This is a genomic window from Kineococcus sp. GCM10028916, from assembly GCF_042674865.1.
In the GTDB taxonomy this organism is placed as follows: domain Bacteria; phylum Actinomycetota; class Actinomycetes; order Actinomycetales; family Kineococcaceae; genus Kineococcus.
Genome location: NZ_JBHTFM010000009.1, coordinates 102,222 through 121,977 on the forward strand (window position 1 = coordinate 102,222; position 19,756 = coordinate 121,977).

Below are 19,756 nucleotides of genomic sequence, written 5' to 3' on the forward strand. Positions count from 1 at the left end.
ACGGGCGTTGACCTGGCCCAGGTGGTGATGTCCGCTGCCGTGGGGCTGGCGGTGACCGACCTCCACGGCCGGCTGGTGCGGGTGAACGACGCGTTCGCCGCGCTGCTGCACAGCAGCGTCGACGACCTGCTGGACCGCAGCACCACGGAGGTCCTGTCCTCCGTCGAGGGCGCCCACGACGTCGACGGGACCGTGGAGCAGCTGCTCCAGGGGATCCCGACCGTCAGCGGTGACGTCATCGTCCACCGCCGCGACGGGTCGCTCCTGCACGGCCAGATGCTGTCCTCGCTCGCCACGACCGGTGCGGGGGCCTCCGTCGTGCTCCTGCAGCTGCTCGACGCCGGCAGCCGCGGCCGTCGCCGGCCCGTGGGCGACCACGACGCCCTGACGCACCTGCGCAGCCGCTCGGCCGTCGTCGCCGACCTCACCACCCGGTTGCCGGCCCGGTCGGGACTCGTCGGGGTCCTGACCTGCGACCTCGACCGCTTCCGCGTCGTCAACGAGAGCCTCGGCCACCGCGTCGGCGACGAGGTGCTCGTGGGCGTCGCCCGCCGGCTGCTGGCCGGGGTCCGTGGCGGCGACGTCGTCGGGCGCCTCGGCGACGACGAGTTCGTCGTGGTGCTGGGCGGCCTCACCGACGTGGCCGAGGCCGTCGACGTGGCCCACCGGCTGACCCGCAGCCTGGCCGCGCCCCTGGAGATCGAGGGGACCGACGGGTCGCGCGAGATCCGCTGCGCCGTCAGCACCGGCCTCGTCGTCGTGGACCTCGCGGCGCCGCCCTGCCCGAAGGCCGGGCCCGGGGTGCCGGCCCTCGACGCAGCGGCCCTGCTGCGCGACGCCAACACCGCCCTCGACGCCGCGAAGGCGGCCGGGGGCGGGTGCTGCCGGGTCTTCACCGGGGCCATGCGGGAGGAGGCGATCCGTCGCCTCACGGTCGAGAACGATCTGCGCCGCGCCCTGGAACGGGGTGAGCTGCGGGTCCACTACCAACCCGTCGTCCGCCTCGCCGACCGCCGGCGCACGGGGTTCGAGGCGCTCGTCCGCTGGCAGCACCCGGACCGCGGGCTGCTGCTCCCCGCGGAGTTCCTGGACGTGGCCGAGGACTGCGGGCTGGTCACGGCCATCGACGCCGTCGTCCTGGAGGAGGCGCTGGACTTCCTCGTCCGCCACCCCGGGGACCGCGTGGCCGTGAACACCTCCGCCCGCCGGCTCGACGGGACCTTCGCCACCGCCGTCGCGCGCGGCCTGCTGCGCCGCGGGCTGGCGCCGGAGCGGCTCGCGGTGGAACTCCTGGAGACCTCGCTCGTCTCCGGTGACGCCACCACGGAAGGCGAACTCGCCGACCTGGCCCGGCTCGGCGTCGCGGTCCTGCTCGACGACTTCGGCACCGGCTACTCCGCGCTGTCCTACCTGCGTCGCCTGCCCGTCTCCGGTCTGAAGCTCGACCGCTCCTTCGTCTCCGACCTGCCCGACGACGTGACGTCGGACCGCATCGCGGCCGCCGTCGTCGGCCTCGCCGACAGCTTCGGGCTGAGTTCCGTCTGCGAGGGTGTCGAGACCGCCGCCCAGGCCGCCCACCTCGCCGCCCAGGGGTGGGAGTCCGCCCAGGGTTTCCACTTCGGCGTCCCCGCTCCCGAGGAGAGCTGGTTCCCCCGCGTCGACGCACCGGTCGCCACCGTCCAGGTCTCCGTCTGACCCACCCCGCGGCCGTCGACGTGAGGTGACCGAGGGCACACCCACCCCGTGGATGGCCCCGCCGCCCGGTGGCGTTGAAACGGGTGATGGACACCGTCGCCCGCACGAAACCCGTCCTCTGGGTTCCCCGCCACGTCCTCGTCACGGCGTCCGCGCACGCCGAACCGCACGGCCGCGCGATCCTCGACCGGCTCGTCGCCGCCGGCGTCGAGGACGTCCGCGTCCTGACCGCCGACCGGTTGCCGCCGTTGCGCGGCGACGACGAGCGCAGCACCTACGCCCGCGCGAAGCGCACGCTGGCGATCGTCACGAGTTCGCCCACGAAGCGCCGTCCGACCCCCATCCCGCCCAGCGCGGACTTCTCGTTCCCGCTCGCCGAGGGGTGCCCCGGGCACTGCCAGTACTGCTACCTGGCCGGTTCGCTGTCCGGTCCGCCGATCACCCGCGTCTACGCCGACCTCCCGCGGATCCTCGCCGGTCTCGACGAGGTCGTCGGGCGGGGTGGGGTGACGACCGGCACCGAGGAACGCGGTCACGAGGGGACGACGTTCGAGGCGTCCTGCTACACCGATCCGCTCGCCCTGGAACACGTCACCGGGTCGCTGGCCGCGACGATCACCCACTTCGGCACCCACGACTGGCCGGGTCCCGTGCAGTTGCGGCTGACGACGAAGTACGACGACGTCGAACCCCTCCTCGACCTCCCGCACGGGGGCCGGACCCGGATCCGCGCCTCGGTGAACGTCGCCGAGGTGGAACGTTTCGAGGGCGGCACGGCGAAGGTTCCCGCCCGGTTGCACGCGCTGGGCCGACTCGCCCGCGCCGGGTACCCGGTGGGTCTGACCATCGCCCCGATCATGCCCGTCGAGGACTGGCCCGCCCGGTACGCGGAACTCCTCGACGCCGCCGCGGCGGAACTCCCCGCCGACGCCGACCTGACCGTCGAGTGCATCACCCACCGCTTCACCCCGAAGAGCAAGGACGTCCAGCTCGACTGGTACCCCCGGACCAAGCTCGACCTCGAGGAGTCCACGCGGTCGCGCAAGCACGGGAAGTTCGGCGCGGTGAAGTACGTCTACGACCGCGACACCATGCGTTCCTTGCGCGGCTGGTTCGAGTCCGCGATCGCCGAGCGACTGCCGGCGGCCCGGTACCTGTACTGGACCTGACGGTCCGCTCCCCGGGGGCGGACCGCGACGCCGGTCTCCGATCGCGCCCGCCGCGGATCTGTGGTCCTCTGGTGAGGACGTCGAGGAACCGCTCGTCGGACGCCCTCTGGAAGCGACGGAGCGCAGTCCGGGTTCCCGGCCCCCGCCGCGGAGGATCTCCATCCGTCCGCACCGCGAGCACGCCGACGTCCTCCCCGACACCCGTGCGGTACCGGTGCGCGCCACGACGCGACCACCGGGAGCCGCGCGGCACTTCAGCGACCCACCAGGAGTTCCCATGTCCACCGCCCGCCCCCACGCCTCCACCGACAACGACCTCGACGTCGACCACGACCGCCGCACGGCAGGCAAGGCCGGTCTCGGTCTGGCCGCCGCCGGGATCGTCGTCTTCAACGTGGCGCCCTTCCTCGACTGGGTGCACCTCGAGGACTCCGACCACTCCCGCGTCGGGTACGAGACCGATTCCCTCGTGCCGTTCACGGCCTACCTCGGGCTCGGGTTGCTGGTGGCCATGCTCTACGCCGGCAAGCGTGCCCGTCGCGGTCAGCACCGCGGGCTGACCCTCGTCTCCATGGCCGTCGCCCTGGCCGCGACCATCCAGTGCATCGCCTTCGCGCTGAACCCCATGGGTGGGTTGGAACGCGGCGACCAGCTCTCCGCGCAGATCGGGGTGTACGTGGGCATCATCGGTGCGGCGATCTGGGCCATCGGGTCCGGTCTGCTGGCCAAGGAGGTCGAGGGTGACGACCACCGCGGCGACGTCGCGGACCTCCGGAACTGACGACGACCGGTTCTCCGCCCGCGAAGGACGGAGTTCCGCACGAAGGGCCGGACCCGTTGCGGGCCGGCCCTTCGCGTCGTGGACGGTCAGCCCGCGGTGCGCACCGCGTGGCGCACGTGCACGACACCGTTGCCGAACCGCCGGTGCTCCAGCAGTTCGAGGTCGACCCGGACGCCCCGGGGCAGCGCCGGCTTGCCGCCGCCCACGACCACCGGGCACAGCAGCAGCACGACCTCGTCGACCAGACCGTGCCGGAACGCCTCTCCGGCCAGCGTCGCGCCCCCGATGCTCAGGTCCGCGCCGGAGGCGTCCTTGAGCGCCCGCACCGCGTCAGGATCGAAGGTCCGCTCGATCCGCGTCCGTGCCGTGGACACCTCCTCAAGGGTGGCGGAGTAGACGACCTTGTCGGTGTCGCGCCAGATCTCCGCGTACGCGCGGACGACGTCCGGTTCCCCCCGCAACCACTCGTCGTCCTCCCAGACGCGCATGGTCTCGTACATCCGCCGGCCGTAGAGCGAGGTCCCGACGCGGCGTTCGTGCTCGTTCCAGAAGGCGTGCACCTCCTCGTCGGGCACCGACCAGTCGAAGGCGCCGGTCTCGTCCTCGAGGTAGCCGTCCAGCGACGTGTTCGCTGCGTAGACGAGCTTGCCCACGGGTGCCTCCCGGCCGACGGAGGGCTACAGCCTCCAGCGTCGAGGCGTCAGCGGCAAGAGCCGACGCGCACCCACCCCGCCGGTGGCGGCCACGGCGATCACTCCCCGTGGAGCCGTCGCCGGAGTTCCGCCGCGTGCCGTTGCAGCGCCTCGACCAGTTCAGCACGGCGGGCCTCGTCGACGTCCTCGTGCCGGAACGTCAGCGCGAGGCTGCTGGTCGGCCAGCCGCTGCGGTCCAACACCGCGACCGCCACCGACGCCAACCCCTCGGTGATCTCCCCGTCCTCGCTCGCCCAGCCCCGGGCCCGGGTCCGGACCAGTTCGGCGCGCAACCCCGCGTGCGTCTGCGTCGTCACCCCGCGGCGGGTGAACGCCGACGCGTCCGGGAACAGCGCCCGCACCTGCTCGCGCGGCAGGGCGGCCAGCAGCGCCCGCCCGCTCGCCGTCAGGTGCGACGGCAACCGCACCCCGACGTCGGTGACCAGCGCGGGCCGCCGGGGCGCGCGTTCCTCGACCAGGTACACGACCTCGCGGCCGACGAGCACGGCCAGGTGCGCGCTCTCACCGACCCGGTCCACCAGCGTCGCCAGCACCGGTCGCCCCAGCCGCGTGATCGGTTCCTGCCGGACGTAGCCCGAGCTCAGCTCGAACGCGGCGATGCCCAGCCCGTAGCGCCGGGCCTCGGGGAAGTGCAGGACGAAACCCTGCTCGGCCAGCGTGCTCAGCAGCCGGTAGACGCTGGAGCGCGGGAGTCCCAGCGACCGGGCCAGCGTCGCCGCGGCCACCGGACCCTGCTGCGCGGCCATGAACGACAGGATGCGCAGCGCCGCCGCGACGGTCGGAGCCTCCGCGCTGGTCACCACGCCGTGAAGTGTCCAGCACCCTGGACACCAGTGCCGCGCCGGGCGGCGACGTGCCCCGCGAACCGGTGTCTGATGGCGGGTGTGAACACCGTCATCGTGTCGTCCGGACCGGTCTCGCCGGCCGACGTCGTCGCCGTCGCCCGCCACGGCGCCCGGATCGACCTCGACCCCGCCGCCCTGACCGAGGTCGGGACCTCACGCCGACGCATCGAGGCGCTCGCCGACGACGTCGAACCGCACTACGGCATCTCGACGGGTTTCGGCGCGCTCGCGACGAAGCACATCCCCACCGAGCAGCGGACCCAGTTGCAGCGCAGCCTGGTCCGCTCGCACGCGGCGGGTTCCGGTCCCGAGGTCGAGACCGAGGTCGTGCGCGCGACGATGCTGCTGCGCCTCTCCACCCTGATGACCGGGCGCACCGGCGTCCGCGTCGCCACCGCCGAGGCCTACGCCGCGCTGCTGAACGCCCACCTCACGCCCGTCGTCTTCGAGCACGGCTCGCTGGGCTGCTCCGGTGACCTGGCCCCGCTCGCGCACTGCGCGCTGGCCGTCATGGGTGAGGGCACCGTCCGCACCCGCGACGGCGAGGAACTCCCGGCCGCGCAGGCCCTCGCGGCCGCGGGTCTGGAACCCGTCGTCCTCGCCGAGAAGGAGGGCCTGGCCCTCATCAACGGCACCGACGGCATGCTCGGTCAGCTCGTCCTGGCCCTCGACACCCTCGAGACCCTGTTCGCGACCGCCGACCTGGCGGCCGCGATGAGCGTCGAGGCGCTGCTCGGCACCGACGCCGTGTTCGCCGACGACCTGCAGGCGCTGCGCCCGCAGACCGGCCAGCGCATCGCCGCGGGCAACATCCGCCGCGCCTTGGAGGGCTCGCCCATCGTGGCCAGCCACAAGGGCCCGGAGTGCACCCGCGTGCAGGACGCGTACTCGCTGCGCTGCGCCCCGCAGGTCCACGGCGCCGGCCGCGACACCGCCGCCCACGCCCGGAACGTCGCGACCGCGGAACTCGCCGCGGCCGTCGACAACCCCGTGGTGACCCCGGACGGGCGCGTGGAGTCGAACGGGAACTTCCACGGTGCCCCCGTCGGCTACGTCCTCGACTTCCTGGCCATCGCGGTCGCCGACCTCGCGAGCATCTCCGAACGTCGCACCGACCGGTTGCTGGACACCAAGCGCAGCCACGGCCTGCCCGCGTTCCTCGCCCACGACGCGGGCGTCGACTCGGGGTTGATGATCGCGCAGTACACCTCCGCGGGGATCGTCAGCGAGCTCAAGCGCCTCGCCGTGCCCGCCTCGGTCGACTCGATCCCGAGTTCGGCCATGCAGGAGGACCACGTCTCGATGGGCTGGTCCGCCGCCCGCAAGTTGCGTCGCGCCCTCGACGGCCTGACCCGCGTCCTCGCCATCGAGGTCATGACCGCCGCCCGCGGTCTGGACCTGCGGTCACCCCTGCAGCCCGGACCGACCACCGGAGCGGTCCTGGCCCGTGTCCGCGAGACCACCGCAGGTCCCGGACCCGACCGCTTCCTCGCCCCGGAGATCGAGGCCGTCGTGGCCGCGGTCGTCTCGGGCGAACTGCTCGCCGCCGCCCGTTCCGTCACCGAGATCGCCTGAGGAGAACCGCCGTGGAACACCTGCCCCGCCCCGTCCGCGCCCAGCGCGGCAACGCACTGCAGGCCAAGAGCTGGCAGACCGAGGCGCCGCTGCGCATGCTCATGAACAACCTCGACGCCGAGGTCGCGGAACGCCCCGACGACCTCGTCGTCTACGGCGGCACCGGCAAGGCCGCCCGCTCCTGGGAGGCCTACGACGCGATCGTCCGCACGCTCGAGACCCTGGAGGACGACGAGACGCTGCTGGTGCAGTCCGGCAAACCCGTCGGGGTGTTCCGCACCCACGAGTGGGCGCCCCGCGTCCTCATCGCGAACTCGAACCTCGTCGGCGACTGGGCGACCTGGCCGGAGTTCCGCAAGCTGGAACAGGCCGGGCTGACGATGTACGGCCAGATGACGGCGGGTTCCTGGATCTACATCGGCACCCAGGGCATCCTGCAGGGCACCTACGAGACGTTCGCCGCCGTCGCCGACAAGAAGTTCGGCGGAACCCTCGCCGGCACGATCACCCTCACCGGCGGGGCCGGCGGCATGGGCGGTGCGCAACCGCTCGCGGTGACCCTCAACGAGGGTGCGGTCATCGTCGTCGACGTCGACCGCGCCCGGTTGCAGCGTCGCGTCGACCACGGCTACCTGGACGAACTCAGCCTCGACCTCGACGACGCGCTCGCCCGCGTCGTGGCGGCCCGCGACGAACGGCGCGGCCTCTCCGTCGGGGTCGTCGGCAACGCGGCGACCGTGTTCACCGAACTCCTCGACCGGGGCGCACCGATCGACGTGGTCACCGACCAGACCTCCGCGCACGACCCGCTCAGCTACCTCCCCGAGGGGGTCACCGTCGAGGAGTGGCACGACCTCGCCGCCAAGGACCCGGAGGGTTTCACCCTCATGGCCCGGGCGTCGATGGCCAAGCACGTCAAGGCGATGGTCGACTTCCAGGACCGCGGGGCCGAGGTGTTCGACTACGGCAACTCGATCCGCCAGGAGGCCGTCCTCGGCGGCTACGACCGCGCGTTCGAGTTCCCCGGTTTCGTCCCGGCCTACATCCGCCCGCAGTTCGCCGAGGGGCGCGGGCCGTTCCGCTGGGTCGCGCTCTCGGGCGACCCGAAGGACATCGAACGCACCGACCGCGCGATCCTCGAACTGTTCCCGCACGACGAGAAGCTCCGCCGCTGGATCACCGCGGCGGGGGAGAAGGTGCACTTCGAGGGCCTGCCCGCACGGATCTGCTGGCTCGGCTACAAGGAACGTCACCTCGCCGGGCTGAAGTTCAACGAGCTCGTCGCGAACGGCGAGATCTCCGCACCCATCGTCATCGGCCGCGACCACCTCGACTCCGGTTCCGTGGCCTCGCCCTACCGCGAGACCGAGGCCATGGCCGACGGTTCCGACGCCATCGCGGACTGGCCGCTGTTGAACGCCCTGCTGAACACCGCCTCCGGCGCGACGTGGGTCTCGCTGCACCACGGGGGCGGCGTCGGCATCGGCCGTTCCATCCACGCCGGTCAGGTCACCGTCGCCGACGGCACCGACCTCGCCGCGCAGAAGATCGAACGTGTCCTCACCAACGACCCGGGGACGGGCGTCATGCGCCACGTCGACGCCGGGTACGAACGCGCCGCGGAGGTCGCGCGCGAACGTGGCCTGCGCGTCCCCATGTGGGAACAGTGAGTTCCTTCTGGTGCGAGTCGGCGTGGCTCGACGGAGGTCCTGCGCGCGGGGTCCGCGTCGAGTCCACGAACGGCCGCACCACGTCCGTCACCCGCGAACCCCGGCCGCTCGACGGTGACCGGGAACTCCGGGGCCTGGTGTTCCCGGGGTTCGCCAACGCGCACTCCCACGCCTTCCACCGCGGACTGCGTGGGCGCACCCACCAGCGCAGCGGGACGGACGGGGGCACGTTCTGGACCTGGCGCACCGCGATGTACGCCCTCGCCGGCCGTCTCGACCCCGACGGCTACCGGGAGCTCGCGACGGCCGCGTTCACCGAGATGGTCCTCGCCGGCTGGACCGCCGTGGGGGAGTTCCACTACCTGCACCACCGCCCCGACGGAACCCCCTACGACGACCCGAACGCGTTCGCCCTGGCCCTGCGGGACGCCGCCCGCACGGCCGGGATCCGCCTCACCCTGCTCGACACGCTCTACCTGACCTCCGCCCCCGGGAAGCCTCCGCTGGCGGAGCAGCGCCGGTTCTCCGACGGCACCGCGCAGGCCTGGGCGGCCCGCGTCCGGGCGATCCCCACCGACGAGTTCTTCCGGGTCGGGGTGGCTGCGCACTCGGTGCGGGCCGTCGGTCCCGCCGACCTCACCGTCGTCGCCGAGACGGGCTGGGACCTCGGGGTCCCGGTGCACGTCCACCTCTCCGAGCAACCCGCCGAGAACGAGGCCTGCCGGCAGGCCTACGGCTGCACGCCGACGGAACTCCTCGACCGCGCCGGGGCCCTCAGCCCGGCGCTCACCGTCGTGCACGCCAACCACGTCACCGACGCCGACGTCGCGCTGCTGGGCGCCCGCCAGGTCTCCGTCGCGGCCTGCCCCACGACCGAGGCCGACCTCGGCGACGGTGTGGGGCGCAACCGTGCGCTGGCCGACGCGGGGGCGGTCCTCGCCCTCGGCACCGACCAGCACGCCGTGATCGACCCCTTCCTCGAGACCCGCGGTCTCGAGGCCGCCGCCCGGCTCGGGTCGTTGCGCCGGGGGGTGTTCGACCCGGCGGAACTGCTCGCCGCGCTCACCACCGGCGGCCACCGCGGCCTCGGCCTGGAGGGCGGGTCGATCGTCGTGGGCCAGCCCTGCGACCTCGTCGCCGTGGACACGGGTTCGGTCCGCACAGCCGGTTCCGACCCGGCCCAGGTCCCGATGACGGCGACCGCGCAGGACGTCACCGACGTCGTCGTCGCGGGGGAGTTCCGCGTCCGCGGCGGGCAGCACGAGACCGTCCCCCGCGAGCGCGTCGCCGAGATCCTGCGGAGCCTGACGTGAGCACCGTCTACACGGGGATCGGCGAACTCACCACCAACGATCCCGAGGTCGGGGGCCCCGCAGGTGACCACGACCTGCTCGCCCGCATCCCCGATGCCGCCCTCGTCGTCGAGCACGGCCGGGTCGCCTGGACCGGTCCCGCCGCCCAGGCCCCCGCCGCCGACGACCGCGTCGACCTCGGCGGCCGCGCCGTCCTGCCCGGCTGGGTCGACTCCCACTCCCACCTCGTCTTCGCCGGCGACCGCACGAGCGAGTTCGAGGCCCGGATGGCCGGGAAGCCCTACGCCGCGGGCGGTATCGCCACGACCGTCACCGCTACCCGCGCCGCCACCGACGACCAGTTGCGCGCGGGACTGCGCCGGCACGTCGCCGAGGCGCTCGCGCAGGGCACCACGACGCTGGAGACGAAGACCGGTTACGGGCTGACCGTGGCCGAGGAACTCCGCGCGGCGCGGCTGGCGGCCGAGGTCACCGACGAGGTCAGCTGGCTCGGCGCCCACATCGTCGCCCCCGGCGTCTCCCCCGAGGACTACCTCGCCGAACTCGTGGGCCCCCAGCTCGAGGCCGTGGCGGGTCACGTCCGCTGGGCCGACGTGTTCTGCGAGACGGGCGCCTTCGACGAGGAGCAGTCCCGCGCCGTCCTGCTCGCCGCGCGGGGCGCGGGCCTCGGCCTGCGCGTCCACGGCAACCAGCTCACGCAGGGACCGGGCGTGCGCCTGGCCTGCGAACTCGACGCCGCCAGCGTCGACCACTGCAACCACCTCGCCCCGGCCGACGTCGACGCCCTCGCCGCCTCGGACACGGTGGCGACCGTCCTCCCCGCCTGCGACCTCTCGACGCGACAACCCCTCGCGCCCGCCCGGCGGCTCCTGGACGCCGGCGCGCAGGTCGCGATCGCCGCCAACTGCAACCCCGGTTCCAGCTACACCAGTTCCGTCGCGTTCTGCGTCGCGACGGCGGTCCTGCAGATGCACCTCACCGTCGCCGAAGCCGTTCACGCCGCGACCTTCGGCGGGGCACAGGCCCTGCGCCGCACCGACGTCGGCCGGCTCACGGTCGGCGCCCGGGCCGACCTGCACGTCCTCGACGCCCCCTCGGTGACCCACCTCGCCTACCGCCCCGGCGTCCCCCTCACCCACGCCGTCCACCGCGCTCACCGGCCGGACTGACTTCTCCGAACCGGCAGACCGCAGCCCTCGTGCCGGTCCATGCTGACCCCGTGACCGACGTGTTCGACGCCCCCGACGTCCTGCTCCACGAGCACCGGGGGACCTTCTCGGTCCGGCACCGCTACGAGATCGTCCTGCCCGACGGAACCCCCGCCGCCGCCGTCGAGGAGACCCTCGCCGCCGGCGGCGCCTTCTTCGGCAGGGTGGTCTCCTCGCGCTACCTCGTCCAGGACGCCAGCGGGGTCCTGCTGGCGATCGAGCGCCCCGGCAGCTTCGGGAAGTCGGAGTTCTTCGCCACCTGGGCCGACGGCCGACCACTCGGCCGGGTGCGGCAGGAGAACAGCTGGGCCGCGCCCCGTTTCGAGTTCGCCCTGGCCGACGGCCGCCACGGCCGGATGACCGGCGGCGGCTGGGGGAGCCGCGACTGGGACGTCGCCCTGCACGGTGACCCGCGCCCCGCCGGCTCGTGGAAACCGGGCGACGAACCCCGCCGCATCGCCGCCGTCCACCGCGAGCGCCGTTCCTTCGACCGGGTCCTCGTGGACGCCGACGCCTTCGCCCTGTCCACCGACCCGACCCTCGACCGCGACCTGCGGGCCGTCCTGCTCGTCGGGGTCGTCGCCCTCGACGCCGTGCGCGACGCCCGGAAGAACTCCGGCGACTGACTCAGGCCGGGGCGTCCGGGTACGAATCCCGGTACTCCAGCAGCGTCATGCCCAGCTCTCGGGCGCTCGCGGTGTCCTCCTCGTCGGCGAACGCGTTCCAGTCGTCGACGACGCGCTGGGTCAACGGCGAGCCGTAGGAGCCGCAGAAGTACGTCCCGTCCTCGGGCACGTCCGGTGGCGGGGCGCACTGCGGCTCCTCCGTCCAGAAGTCGTCCGGGTCGAAGCAGCTCATCCACGTCAGGTCGGAGTACGCGAACTCGTCCTCGGGATCGGCCGTCGCGAGTTCCTCGTCGGTGGGCTCGTGGGTCACGCACGTCCGGGTGGGCATCGAGGTCGCCATCGGGCCACCGGCGAGCCACTCGTCGTAGTCCGCCCGCTCGTGCTCCGAGGCGGACTCGGCGGGCCGTGTCGTGGGGCCGACGTGGGCGTGGACGCAGTGGGCGCCGACTCCGCACCGCACGCCGCCAGCGTCACCACGAGGGCGAACAGGGGCAGGACGACACGACGCACCGCAGCACGCTCCCAGTCCCCGCACGGCTCGCAGGGCGCGGACACCGGCGTCTCACCCGTTCGGACCCACCCCAGGAGACGGTCCGGGCCCAGGAGGGTGGATGGGAGGATCGCCGGGTGCACCCCGACGCCCCGCCCTTCGGTCTCCTCCTCGACGTCGACGGGCCGATCGCCAGCCCGGTGACGCGTTCGATCAGCGCGGCGGGGTTGCTGGACAGCCTGCTCGAACTGCTGGCCGCGGGGATCCCCGTCGTCTTCAACACCGGCCGCTCCGACGACTTCCTGCGCACGCAGGTCGTCGGCCCGATCCTCGCCGCCGGCCTGCCCGAGCGGTCCCGGTTGCACGCCGTCTGCGAGAAGGGCGCCGTCACCTTCACCGTCACCGCCGCCGGCACGGGCCCCGTCGAGGTCGACGAGCAGGTCGCCGTCCCGCGCCTCGCCGTCGAACGCCTCGAAGCGCTGGCCCGCGAGCACTACGCCGACGTCGTCTTCGTCGACGGCGGCAAGCGCGCCATGGTCTCCCTCGAGCAGCGCCTCGACGTCGACTCCGCGACCTACCTCGCCCGCCAGCCCGAGTTCGAGGAGGCGGCGCTCGCGGTCTTCGCCGACCTCGACCTCGGCGCGACCTGGAAGGGCGTCGACCAGCCCGACTCCGCCGGCCGGGTCGACTGGCGCATCGACCCGACGATCATCTCCACCGACATCGAGTCCGTGCTGCTGGGCAAGGACCGGGGGGCCGAGATGGCGCTGCGCCTGCTCGCCACCGACGGTCCGCCGCCCACCGCCTGGCGCACCGTCGGCGACTCCCGCACCGACTACGCGATGGCCGACTGGCTGCACGCGCAGGGTCACGTCGTCACCCACGTCGACGTCCGCCCCGCCGACGGCGTCCCCACCACCCCCTACCCGGTGCTGCAGCCCCGCCACACCGTCAACGACCTCGCCGGCGCCGCCTGGCTCGCGCGCCTGGCCGCCGTCGTCCGCGGCGACGCCCCCGACGACCGCGACTTCGACACCCCGCAGCCGTGATCTCGCGGGGATTCCCAGCAAGATCACGAACTGGGTGGAGCGGTCGCTTAGGCTTCCGGCGTGGCTGAGCAGCGGATCGACACCCAGTACGAGGACCTCCTGCGACACGTCCTCGCCACCGGCACCCCCAAGTCCGACCGCACCGGCACCGGGACGCGCAGCGTCTTCGGCCACCAGATGCGCTACGACCTCGCCGCCGGGTTCCCGCTGATCACCACCAAGCGCGTGCACTTCAAGTCCATCGCGCTGGAGCTCCTCTGGTTCCTGCGCGGCGACGGCAACGCCCGGTGGCTGCAGGAGCGCGGCGTGACGATCTGGGACGAGTGGGCCGACGAGAACGGTGACCTCGGTCCCGTCTACGGCGTGCAGTGGCGGTCCTGGCCGACCCCGGACGGGCGCCACGTCGACCAGATCACCGAGGTCCTCGACACCCTGCGGACCAACCCGGACTCCCGCCGCATGGTCGTCTCGGCCTGGAACGTCGCCGAGCTCGACAAGATGGCCCTCGCCCCCTGCCACGCGTTCTTCCAGTTCCACGTCGCCGACGGCAAGCTGTCCTGCCAGCTCTACCAGCGCTCGGCCGACCTCTTCCTCGGCGTCCCGTTCAACATCGCCAGCTACGCCCTGCTGACGATGCTCGTCGCCCAGGAGGTCGGCCTCGAACCGGGCGACTTCGTCTGGACCGGCGGCGACTGCCACGTCTACGACAACCACGTCGAGCAGGTCGAGGAACAGCTCTCCCGGACGCCGTACCCGTTCCCGCAGCTGACGATCGCCCCCAAGGGCCTGTTCGAGGTCGCCTACGAGGACCTCGAGGTCGTGGACTACCAGCACCACCCCACGATCAAGGCTCCCGTGGCGGTGTGACCCGGTGATCGGTCTGGTGTGGGCCCAGAGCGCCAACGGCGTCATCGGGGCGGACGGCCGGATCCCCTGGCGGATCCCCGAGGACATGGCCCACTTCTCCGAACTCACCGCCGGCTCCACCGTCGTCATGGGCCGCGCCACCTGGGAGTCCCTGCCGCCGAGGTTCCGGCCCCTGCCCGACCGCCGCAACGTCGTCCTCTCCCGTGACGCGGACTACGTCGCCGACGGCGCCGAGGTCGTCCACGACCTGACCACGGCGCTCGCGGCTACCGGTCCCGCAGTCGGTGACGTCTGGGTCATCGGCGGCCACGCCGTCTACCAGGCCGCCCTCGGGCACGCCGACGTCCTCGTCGTCACCGAGGTGGACCTCGAGGTCGAGGGCGACACGCGCGCACCCCGGGTCGGAGAGGAGTGGTTGCGGACGGAGACGGGGGCGTGGCGCACGTCCACGAAGGGGCCGCGCTTCCGGATCTGCACCTGGCACCGATCGGGCTGAACCCCTCGCGTCGGGACGCACTTCGTGGCACCGTGAGGCATCGAGCCCCTACGGGGCTCCCGGCCGGAGGAGTGCCACGTGACCCTCTTCGTCTCGTTCTTCGTGATCCTGCTGGTGGCGGCCGTCGTCGGTCGTGTCTGCTCCTCGTCGCGGCCGGGTGACCGTCCGGGCGTCGAGCCGGACCGGGTCCACCTCCCCGACACCGGCCACCACTCCGGTTGGGCCCACGCCCAGGACCGCCGCCGCGACTGACGTCAGTCGCTGAGGTCGTAGACCGTCGTCGTACCGACGGTCATCGCCGTGTGCGCCGCAGCCGCCCACACGACGACGTCCGACGCCGTCGCCGCCGACGTCGACCCGTGGGGGACCAGCAGGTACCGCACCCGTCCGGTCGCCACGTAGGACTGGAACTGCGCCAGGCTCACCGTCGCGTCGCCGGTCCTGAGCGCCAGCACCGCGGTGCCGCTGGCGAGCTCGAGCGCCGCCGCGTCCTGCGGGGAGGCGACCGTGGCCGCCGACCAGGTCGTGCCCGCCGCTTGAAGCAACGACGTCGTCGACGTGTCCGCCGGGGTGCTCGGCGTGTCGTGCGCCCGGGCGCCGGCGCCGAGACCCGCGGACAGCACCAGGGCCAGGGCCAGCACGACCCGCCACGCCCCCCGCCACCGTCGCCACAGCCACGCGCCCCCGAGCGCGAGGGCCGTCGCCGCCAGCGGAGCCAGCACCCCGGCCGCCGGGCCGGTCCACACCCCCGAGGAGACCGGTGGACCCCCCGGCCAGCCGGACGCGACGACGAACCAGACCCCGACGCAGGCCGCCACCGTCCCGGTGACGACGGCCACGTCGACGACCGCCCGGCGCCGAGGCGTCCGGCGCAGGAACAGGGTCCCCGCGAGCAGCGCCACCCCGAGCGCAGCTCCCCACCCCCCGACGAGCACCGCGCCGCCCCCGGCCAGCCCCGCGCCGAGCGACCAGCGGGCCGGACCCCGGTGGCGGACGAGGAGGTACCCCGTGACGCCCAGCAGCAGCGCCGTCTGGGCCTCGTCCCCGGAGCGCAGCAGCAGGGCCGGCACCGCACCGGCCACCAGACCCGCGGAGGGACCGGCGATCCGCCGGACGGTCACGGTCAGGACCGTCACGGCCAGGACGGTCAGGACGGTCGCGAGCACGACGAGGTCCGCGGAGGCGGAGATCCGCAGCACCAGTCCGGAGAGCCATCCCGCCGCAGGCGCCCCGACGGAGGTCGCCGCCTGCGGGTCGAGGGTCCCGAAGAACCACGCCTTCCAGCTCTGCGACCCCGACCACGCGACGGCCCGATCGAGCACGTCCACGCGGTCCGGCCGGAGCGAACGAGCCACGACGGTCGCCGCGAGCAGGGCGAGCACCCCGGCCCGACCCCGCCGCGGTCGGGCGAGCGCTCGGGTGGCCACGGGAACGGGGATCTCCCGGGCGGCGAGCGCGGCGGCTGGGGTCATGCCTCCACGGTCCGCCGCCCACCGCGGTGTCACACCGGTGTCCCCCGTGCGGTCCCTGTGAGGCTGACCCGACCGGGTGGCGGCACGGAACAGTCCCGTCCCGCCGGAGGTTGCCCACGGCGTGAAGGTGGAGATCTGGTCCGACGTCGTGTGTCCCTGGTGCTACATCGGCAAGCGCCGCTTCGAGAGCGCGCTGCGCGCCTTCGAGCACCGCGAGGACGTCGAGGTGGAGTGGAAGTCCTTCGAGCTGGACCCCACGACGCGGTCGGTGACGACCCGCGCCGACGGACCCAGCGACGCCCACGCGCGCAAGCTGTCGGCCAAGATCGGCCGGCCGGTGGAGGAGGTGCGGGAACTCATCGCCCACGTCGACGCCGTGGCCGCCGCTGAAGGCCTGGAGTTCCACCAGGACGTCTCCGTCCCCGCGAACACCGTCAACGCCCACCAGCTGCTGCACCTGGCCCGCGAGCACGGCGTCCAGGACGCCGTGAAGGAACGCTTCCTGCACGCCAACTTCTCGGAGGGCGAGCCCCTCGGTGACGACGACACCCTGATCCGCCTCGCCGCCGAGGCCGGCCTGGACGAGGCCGAATCACGGGCGGTGCTGGCCGAGGACCGTTACGTCGACGCCGTGCGCGCGGACGTCGCCGAGGCCCAGGCCCTCGGCGCTCGCGGGGTCCCGTTCTTCGTAATCGACCGCAAGTACGGCATCGCGGGCGCCCAGCCGACCGAGCAGTTCCTGCAGGTGCTGCAGCGGGCCTGGCAGGAGAGTCGTCCCCTCACCCTCGTCGGTGGCGACGACGCCGAAGCCTGCGGCCCTGAGGGCTGCGCGATCTGACGCTGCTCGCGGTGGGATCGTTGCCTCCCCGGTGACGCTCTACGTCACCGGGGAGGCAACGATCCCACCGAGGAACTCCCGTCAGGCGACGTCGACCCCGAAGTCCTGCGCGATCCCCCGCAGCCCGGACGCGTACCCCTGCCCGACGGCGCGGAACTTCCACTCGCCGTTGTAGCGGTAGACCTCGCCGAACACCATCGCGGTCTCGGTCGAGGCGTCCTCGGACAGGTCGTAGCGCACGACCTCGCTGCCGTCGGTCCGGTTGACCATGCGGATGAACGCGTTCATCACCTGACCGAAGCTCTGCCGGCGCGCCTCGGCGTCGTGGATCGAGACCGCGAAGACGATCTTGTCGACGTTCTGCGGCACGGAGTTCAGGTCGAGCTCGATGCTCTCGTCGTCACCTTCACCCTCACCGGTCCGGTTGTCCCCCGTGTGGCGCACCGAGCCGTCGGGGCTGCTGAGCTGGTTGTAGAACACGAAGTGGGCGTCCGAGAGGACCTTCCCGTTCGGGCCCAGCAGCAGCGCGCTGGCGTCCAGGTCGAAGTCCATGCCGGTGGTGGTCCGCACGTCCCACCCGAGGCCGACGAGGGCCTCGTTCAGGTCCGGCGCCACCTTCGACAGCGAGACGTTTCCACCCTTGGCGAGAGTCACACCCATGGCGCGAACTTATCCGAGCCGGCTGGACACCGCCTGAGCAGCGCTGGGGGGAACGGTGAGACGTTCGACCAGCAGTTCGACCGCGACGTCGACGGACGGGGCGGGCAGTCCGAACAGCGCCCGGAAGTAGATCGGCGCCACCAGGTGGTCGAGGACCCGCGTCGCGCTGGGAACCTCCTCGCCGCGCTGCGCCGCACGGTCCAGGATCTCCTCGGCCTGCGAGCTGCGACCGACCAGACAGGCCGAGCACGCGGACTCGAACCCTTCCGGTGCAACGGGATCCGCGGGTCCGGCGGCGACCGCGGCCCGCAGCAGGGCGAGTTCCGCCGGACGTCGCGACTCGGCGACCAGCGCGGTGGCCCAGGCGTGCAGGTCGCCCCGCAGGCTGCCGGTGTCGGGGGCGTCCCCGCTGGTGCCGAAGCGGACGAGGGCGGTGTCGGCCAGCAGGGCGGGCACGTCACCCCACCGTCGGTACACGCTCGTCGCGTTGACCCCGGCGCGGGCGGCGACCTGGGGGATCGTCAACGGTTCGCCCTCGGCCAGCAGGTCGAGCACGGCCTGGTGGACGGCGGCCGTCACCTTGGCGCTGCGCCCTCCTGGACGCGTCATCGTCGGGGTCACACCGCCACCCTAATGCAGTTCGCGTTGCTTTTGCGGAGAGCCCGGGGTAGTTTCCCCGAGACACCTCCCCGAGTTCCTGGAGCACCCGTGTCCACCGACACCCCCACCCGGACGGGTTTCTCCGTCGTCACCGTCACGCTGGGCCTGCTCGTCGCCGCGAGTTCCGCGCCGTCCCCGATCTTCCCCGTCTACGAGGAGCTCTGGGGGATCGGCGCCACCGCCGTCACCGTCGTCTTCGCGATCTACGCGGCCGCGCTGCTCGTCGCGCTGCTCACCATCGGCTCGCTCTCCGACCACCTCGGCCGGCGCCGGGTCGTCCTGGTCGCGCTCGTCGGTGTCCTCGCCTCGATGCTCGTGTTCAGCCAGGCGGACTCCGTCGGCTGGCTCGTCCTCGGCCGCGTGGTGCAGGGGTTCTCCACCGGTTCCGCGATCGGCGCGCTGGGCGCCTGGTTGCTCGACCTCGCGGGCCCGGAGCGGGCCGCGACGGCGCAGCTGGTCAACGGGGCGACGCCACCCGTCGGCCTGATGGCCGGCGGACTGGGGTCGGGACTCCTCGTGCAGTTCGCACCGGCCCCGACCGAACTCGTCTACCTGGTGCTCGCCGGACTGCTCGTCGTCGCGGCCGTCGGGATCGCGCTGACGCCCGACGTGGTCGACCGCGTCCCCGGCGCGCTCGCCTCGCTGCGACCCGTCGTCCGGCTGCCCGCCGCCTCGCGCGCAGCGTTCACGACCTACCTCCCCGGCTTCCTCGGCAGCTGGGGCCTGGGTGGGCTCTGCATGGGGCTGGGGCCCTCGGTCGTGGTCGGGGTCCTGGGGATCGCCAACCACGTCGCCGGTGGGCTCGTCGTCGCGGCCGTCGCCGGGGTGGGGGCGGTGACGGGGATCCTCACCCGTCACGTCGCCCCGGCCCGGGTCATGACGCTGGGCATGTCCGCGCTCGTCGTCGGGCCGGTCCTGCTGGCCGTCGGTGCGGAAGCCGTGTCGACCCCGTGGTTCTTCGCCGGCGCCCTCGTCGCCGGGATCGGGTTCGGGGCCGGTTTCCAGGGTGCGCTGCGCGGGGTCCTCTCCACGGCTCCCGCCCACGAGCGCGCGGGGGTCCTCGCCGCCGTCTACGTCGTGAGCTACCTGGTCTTCGGGGTCCCCGCCGTGGTCGCGGGCCTGTTGGCCCCGCACGTCGGCCTGACCGCCGTCGTCGACGGCTACGCGGTGCTCGTCGTCCTGGCCGGTCTCGCCGGCCTCGTCCTCGGCGGGGTCCAGCGCGCCCGCCGGACCGCGACCCTCCCGGCCCAGCGCCGTCGACAGGTGGCGCCGGACGACACCGGAGCCCCCTCGCAGTCCTGACCCCGCCGCTACGGTGGAGCGGTGACGTCAAGCGAACGGTCCAACCTGTCGATCACGGACTCGTGACTCTCCACGCCGGTCAGCACATCGCCTTCAGCGGCCACTTCCTCGAACCCCGCGCGGCCCTCGCGGCCCGCGCGGAGGAGGCCGGGCTCCACGTCGATCCCGACGTCACCGAGCGCACGGACGTCCTCGTCGCCAACGACGCGGGGTCCGGCTCGTCGTCGGTCCGGGCGGCCATCGCCCACGGCATCCCGCTCCTGGACGAGTACTCCTTCGACGACCTGCTCAGCTCGGCCGTCGCCGGCTGACCCGTCCGCCCGAGCC

The 19,756-nt window shown here is 73.3% G+C and carries 21 protein-coding genes; 15 read left to right on the plus strand and 6 right to left on the minus strand.

Going from position 1 to position 19,756, the window contains the following annotated elements:
* Positions 1-24 precede the first annotated feature (24 nt).
* The 3 genes from ACFQ46_RS11185 (at position 25) to ACFQ46_RS11195 (ending at position 3,645) form a co-directional block, all read left to right on the plus strand.
* Positions 25-1,695 carry an EAL domain-containing protein gene (locus tag ACFQ46_RS11185; RefSeq protein WP_380259592.1) on the plus strand — a complete coding sequence of 557 codons (1,671 nt, stop codon included), beginning with the start codon at positions 25-27 and terminating at the stop codon, positions 1,693-1,695.
* Positions 1,696-1,781: 86 nt separating this feature from the next.
* Complete coding sequence (locus ACFQ46_RS11190; protein WP_380259565.1) at positions 1,782-2,864, plus strand: spore photoproduct lyase family protein; 1,083 nt, start codon at positions 1,782-1,784, stop codon at positions 2,862-2,864.
* Between the two features lie 277 nt (positions 2,865-3,141).
* A complete protein-coding gene (locus ACFQ46_RS11195) occupies positions 3,142-3,645 on the plus strand; it encodes a hypothetical protein (RefSeq protein ID WP_380259566.1) in 504 nt (167 codons plus the stop codon).
* 86 nt (positions 3,646-3,731) lie between these two features.
* Here the strand turns inward: ACFQ46_RS11195 and ACFQ46_RS11200 are convergent, their stop codons facing one another.
* Both ACFQ46_RS11200 and ACFQ46_RS11205 read right to left on the minus strand, forming a co-directional pair.
* Positions 3,732-4,298: a dihydrofolate reductase family protein gene (locus tag ACFQ46_RS11200; protein WP_380259567.1), complete on the minus strand. Its 567-nt coding sequence runs from the start codon at positions 4,296-4,298 to the stop codon at positions 3,732-3,734.
* Positions 4,299-4,396: 98 nt separating this feature from the next.
* The gene (locus ACFQ46_RS11205; protein WP_380259593.1) at positions 4,397-5,104 is read right to left on the minus strand and encodes an IclR family transcriptional regulator; all 708 of its coding nucleotides are present in this window, start codon (positions 5,102-5,104) and stop codon (positions 4,397-4,399) included.
* Between the two features lie 129 nt (positions 5,105-5,233).
* On the opposite strand from ACFQ46_RS11205, the gene hutH reads away from it, so the two are divergent.
* The 5 genes from hutH to ACFQ46_RS11230 are packed head-to-tail and all read left to right on the plus strand — an operon-like array spanning position 5,234 to position 11,595.
* Positions 5,234-6,778 carry a histidine ammonia-lyase gene (gene hutH / locus ACFQ46_RS11210; RefSeq protein ID WP_380259568.1) on the plus strand — a complete coding sequence of 515 codons (1,545 nt, stop codon included), beginning with the start codon at positions 5,234-5,236 and terminating at the stop codon, positions 6,776-6,778.
* A gap of 20 nt (positions 6,779-6,798) precedes the next feature.
* The gene (hutU, locus tag ACFQ46_RS11215) at positions 6,799-8,448 is read left to right on the plus strand and encodes a urocanate hydratase (RefSeq protein WP_380259594.1); all 1,650 of its coding nucleotides are present in this window, start codon (positions 6,799-6,801) and stop codon (positions 8,446-8,448) included.
* Positions 8,445-9,761 (plus strand): formimidoylglutamate deiminase, encoded by a 1,317-nt coding sequence (locus tag ACFQ46_RS11220; RefSeq protein ID WP_380259569.1) that lies wholly within the window; start codon positions 8,445-8,447, stop codon positions 9,759-9,761. The genes hutU and ACFQ46_RS11220 overlap by 4 nt, the downstream gene beginning before the upstream one ends.
* Positions 9,758-10,930: an imidazolonepropionase gene (gene hutI / locus ACFQ46_RS11225; RefSeq protein ID WP_380259570.1), complete on the plus strand. Its 1,173-nt coding sequence runs from the start codon at positions 9,758-9,760 to the stop codon at positions 10,928-10,930. The genes ACFQ46_RS11220 and hutI overlap by 4 nt, the downstream gene beginning before the upstream one ends.
* A gap of 50 nt (positions 10,931-10,980) precedes the next feature.
* Positions 10,981-11,595 carry a hypothetical protein gene (locus ACFQ46_RS11230; protein ID WP_380259571.1) on the plus strand — a complete coding sequence of 205 codons (615 nt, stop codon included), beginning with the start codon at positions 10,981-10,983 and terminating at the stop codon, positions 11,593-11,595.
* A 1-nt stretch (position 11,596) separates the two neighbouring features.
* Here ACFQ46_RS11230 and ACFQ46_RS11235 read toward each other — a convergent pair whose 3' ends face one another.
* Positions 11,597-12,055, minus strand: a complete 459-nt coding sequence (locus tag ACFQ46_RS11235; RefSeq protein WP_380259572.1) for a hypothetical protein — start codon at positions 12,053-12,055, stop codon at positions 11,597-11,599.
* 167 nt (positions 12,056-12,222) lie between these two features.
* On the opposite strand from ACFQ46_RS11235, the gene ACFQ46_RS11240 reads away from it, so the two are divergent.
* The 4 genes from ACFQ46_RS11240 to ACFQ46_RS11255 all read left to right on the plus strand — a co-directional run bounded on the left by ACFQ46_RS11240 (position 12,223) and on the right by ACFQ46_RS11255 (position 14,749).
* A complete protein-coding gene (locus ACFQ46_RS11240) occupies positions 12,223-13,134 on the plus strand; it encodes a hypothetical protein (protein WP_380259573.1) in 912 nt (303 codons plus the stop codon).
* Positions 13,135-13,194: 60 nt separating this feature from the next.
* On the plus strand, positions 13,195-14,001 hold the full coding sequence (locus ACFQ46_RS11245) for a thymidylate synthase (protein WP_380259574.1): 807 nt from the start codon (positions 13,195-13,197) through the stop codon (positions 13,999-14,001).
* Between the two features lie 4 nt (positions 14,002-14,005).
* Complete coding sequence (locus tag ACFQ46_RS11250) at positions 14,006-14,497, plus strand: dihydrofolate reductase (RefSeq protein WP_380259575.1); 492 nt, start codon at positions 14,006-14,008, stop codon at positions 14,495-14,497.
* 78 nt (positions 14,498-14,575) lie between these two features.
* Complete coding sequence (locus tag ACFQ46_RS11255) at positions 14,576-14,749, plus strand: hypothetical protein (protein WP_328293594.1); 174 nt, start codon at positions 14,576-14,578, stop codon at positions 14,747-14,749.
* 2 nt (positions 14,750-14,751) lie between these two features.
* Here the strand turns inward: ACFQ46_RS11255 and ACFQ46_RS11260 are convergent, their stop codons facing one another.
* The gene (locus ACFQ46_RS11260) at positions 14,752-15,969 is read right to left on the minus strand and encodes a hypothetical protein (protein ID WP_380259576.1); all 1,218 of its coding nucleotides are present in this window, start codon (positions 15,967-15,969) and stop codon (positions 14,752-14,754) included.
* A gap of 127 nt (positions 15,970-16,096) precedes the next feature.
* On the opposite strand from ACFQ46_RS11260, the gene ACFQ46_RS11265 reads away from it, so the two are divergent.
* Entirely contained in the window at positions 16,097-16,807 is a 711-nt protein-coding gene (locus ACFQ46_RS11265) for a DsbA family oxidoreductase (protein WP_380259577.1), read from the plus strand.
* An 81-nt stretch (positions 16,808-16,888) separates the two neighbouring features.
* On the opposite strand, the gene ACFQ46_RS11270 is transcribed toward ACFQ46_RS11265, so the two are convergent.
* Positions 16,889-17,467 carry a TerD family protein gene (locus ACFQ46_RS11270; RefSeq protein ID WP_380259578.1) on the minus strand — a complete coding sequence of 193 codons (579 nt, stop codon included), beginning with the start codon at positions 17,465-17,467 and terminating at the stop codon, positions 16,889-16,891.
* Between the two features lie 9 nt (positions 17,468-17,476).
* The gene (locus ACFQ46_RS11275; protein ID WP_380259579.1) at positions 17,477-18,088 is read right to left on the minus strand and encodes a TetR/AcrR family transcriptional regulator C-terminal ligand-binding domain-containing protein; all 612 of its coding nucleotides are present in this window, start codon (positions 18,086-18,088) and stop codon (positions 17,477-17,479) included.
* Between the two features lie 87 nt (positions 18,089-18,175).
* Here ACFQ46_RS11275 and ACFQ46_RS11280 point away from each other — a divergent pair, with 87 nt between their 5' ends.
* A complete protein-coding gene (locus ACFQ46_RS11280; RefSeq protein ID WP_380259580.1) occupies positions 18,176-19,429 on the plus strand; it encodes an MFS transporter in 1,254 nt (417 codons plus the stop codon).
* Positions 19,430-19,491: 62 nt separating this feature from the next.
* Entirely contained in the window at positions 19,492-19,740 is a 249-nt protein-coding gene (locus ACFQ46_RS11285) for a BRCT domain-containing protein (RefSeq protein ID WP_328293588.1), read from the plus strand.
* Positions 19,741-19,756 lie beyond the last annotated feature (16 nt).

What these genes read in the sequence shown, in the direction of transcription:
- ACFQ46_RS11195 (WP_380259566.1), top strand. Translation starts at nt 3,142, where the DNA reads ATGTCCACCGCCCGCCCCCACGCCTCCACCGACAACGACCTCGACGTC.
- ACFQ46_RS11205 (WP_380259593.1), bottom strand. Translation starts at nt 5,104, where the DNA reads ATGGCCGCGCAGCAGGGTCCGGTGGCCGCGGCGACGCTGGCCCGGTCG.
- ACFQ46_RS11190 (WP_380259565.1), top strand. Translation starts at nt 1,782, where the DNA reads ATGGACACCGTCGCCCGCACGAAACCCGTCCTCTGGGTTCCCCGCCAC.
- ACFQ46_RS11260 (WP_380259576.1), bottom strand. Translation starts at nt 15,969, where the DNA reads ATGACCCCAGCCGCCGCGCTCGCCGCCCGGGAGATCCCCGTTCCCGTG.
- hutH (WP_380259568.1), top strand. Translation starts at nt 5,234, where the DNA reads ATGGCGGGTGTGAACACCGTCATCGTGTCGTCCGGACCGGTCTCGCCG.
- ACFQ46_RS11270 (WP_380259578.1), bottom strand. Translation starts at nt 17,467, where the DNA reads ATGGGTGTGACTCTCGCCAAGGGTGGAAACGTCTCGCTGTCGAAGGTG.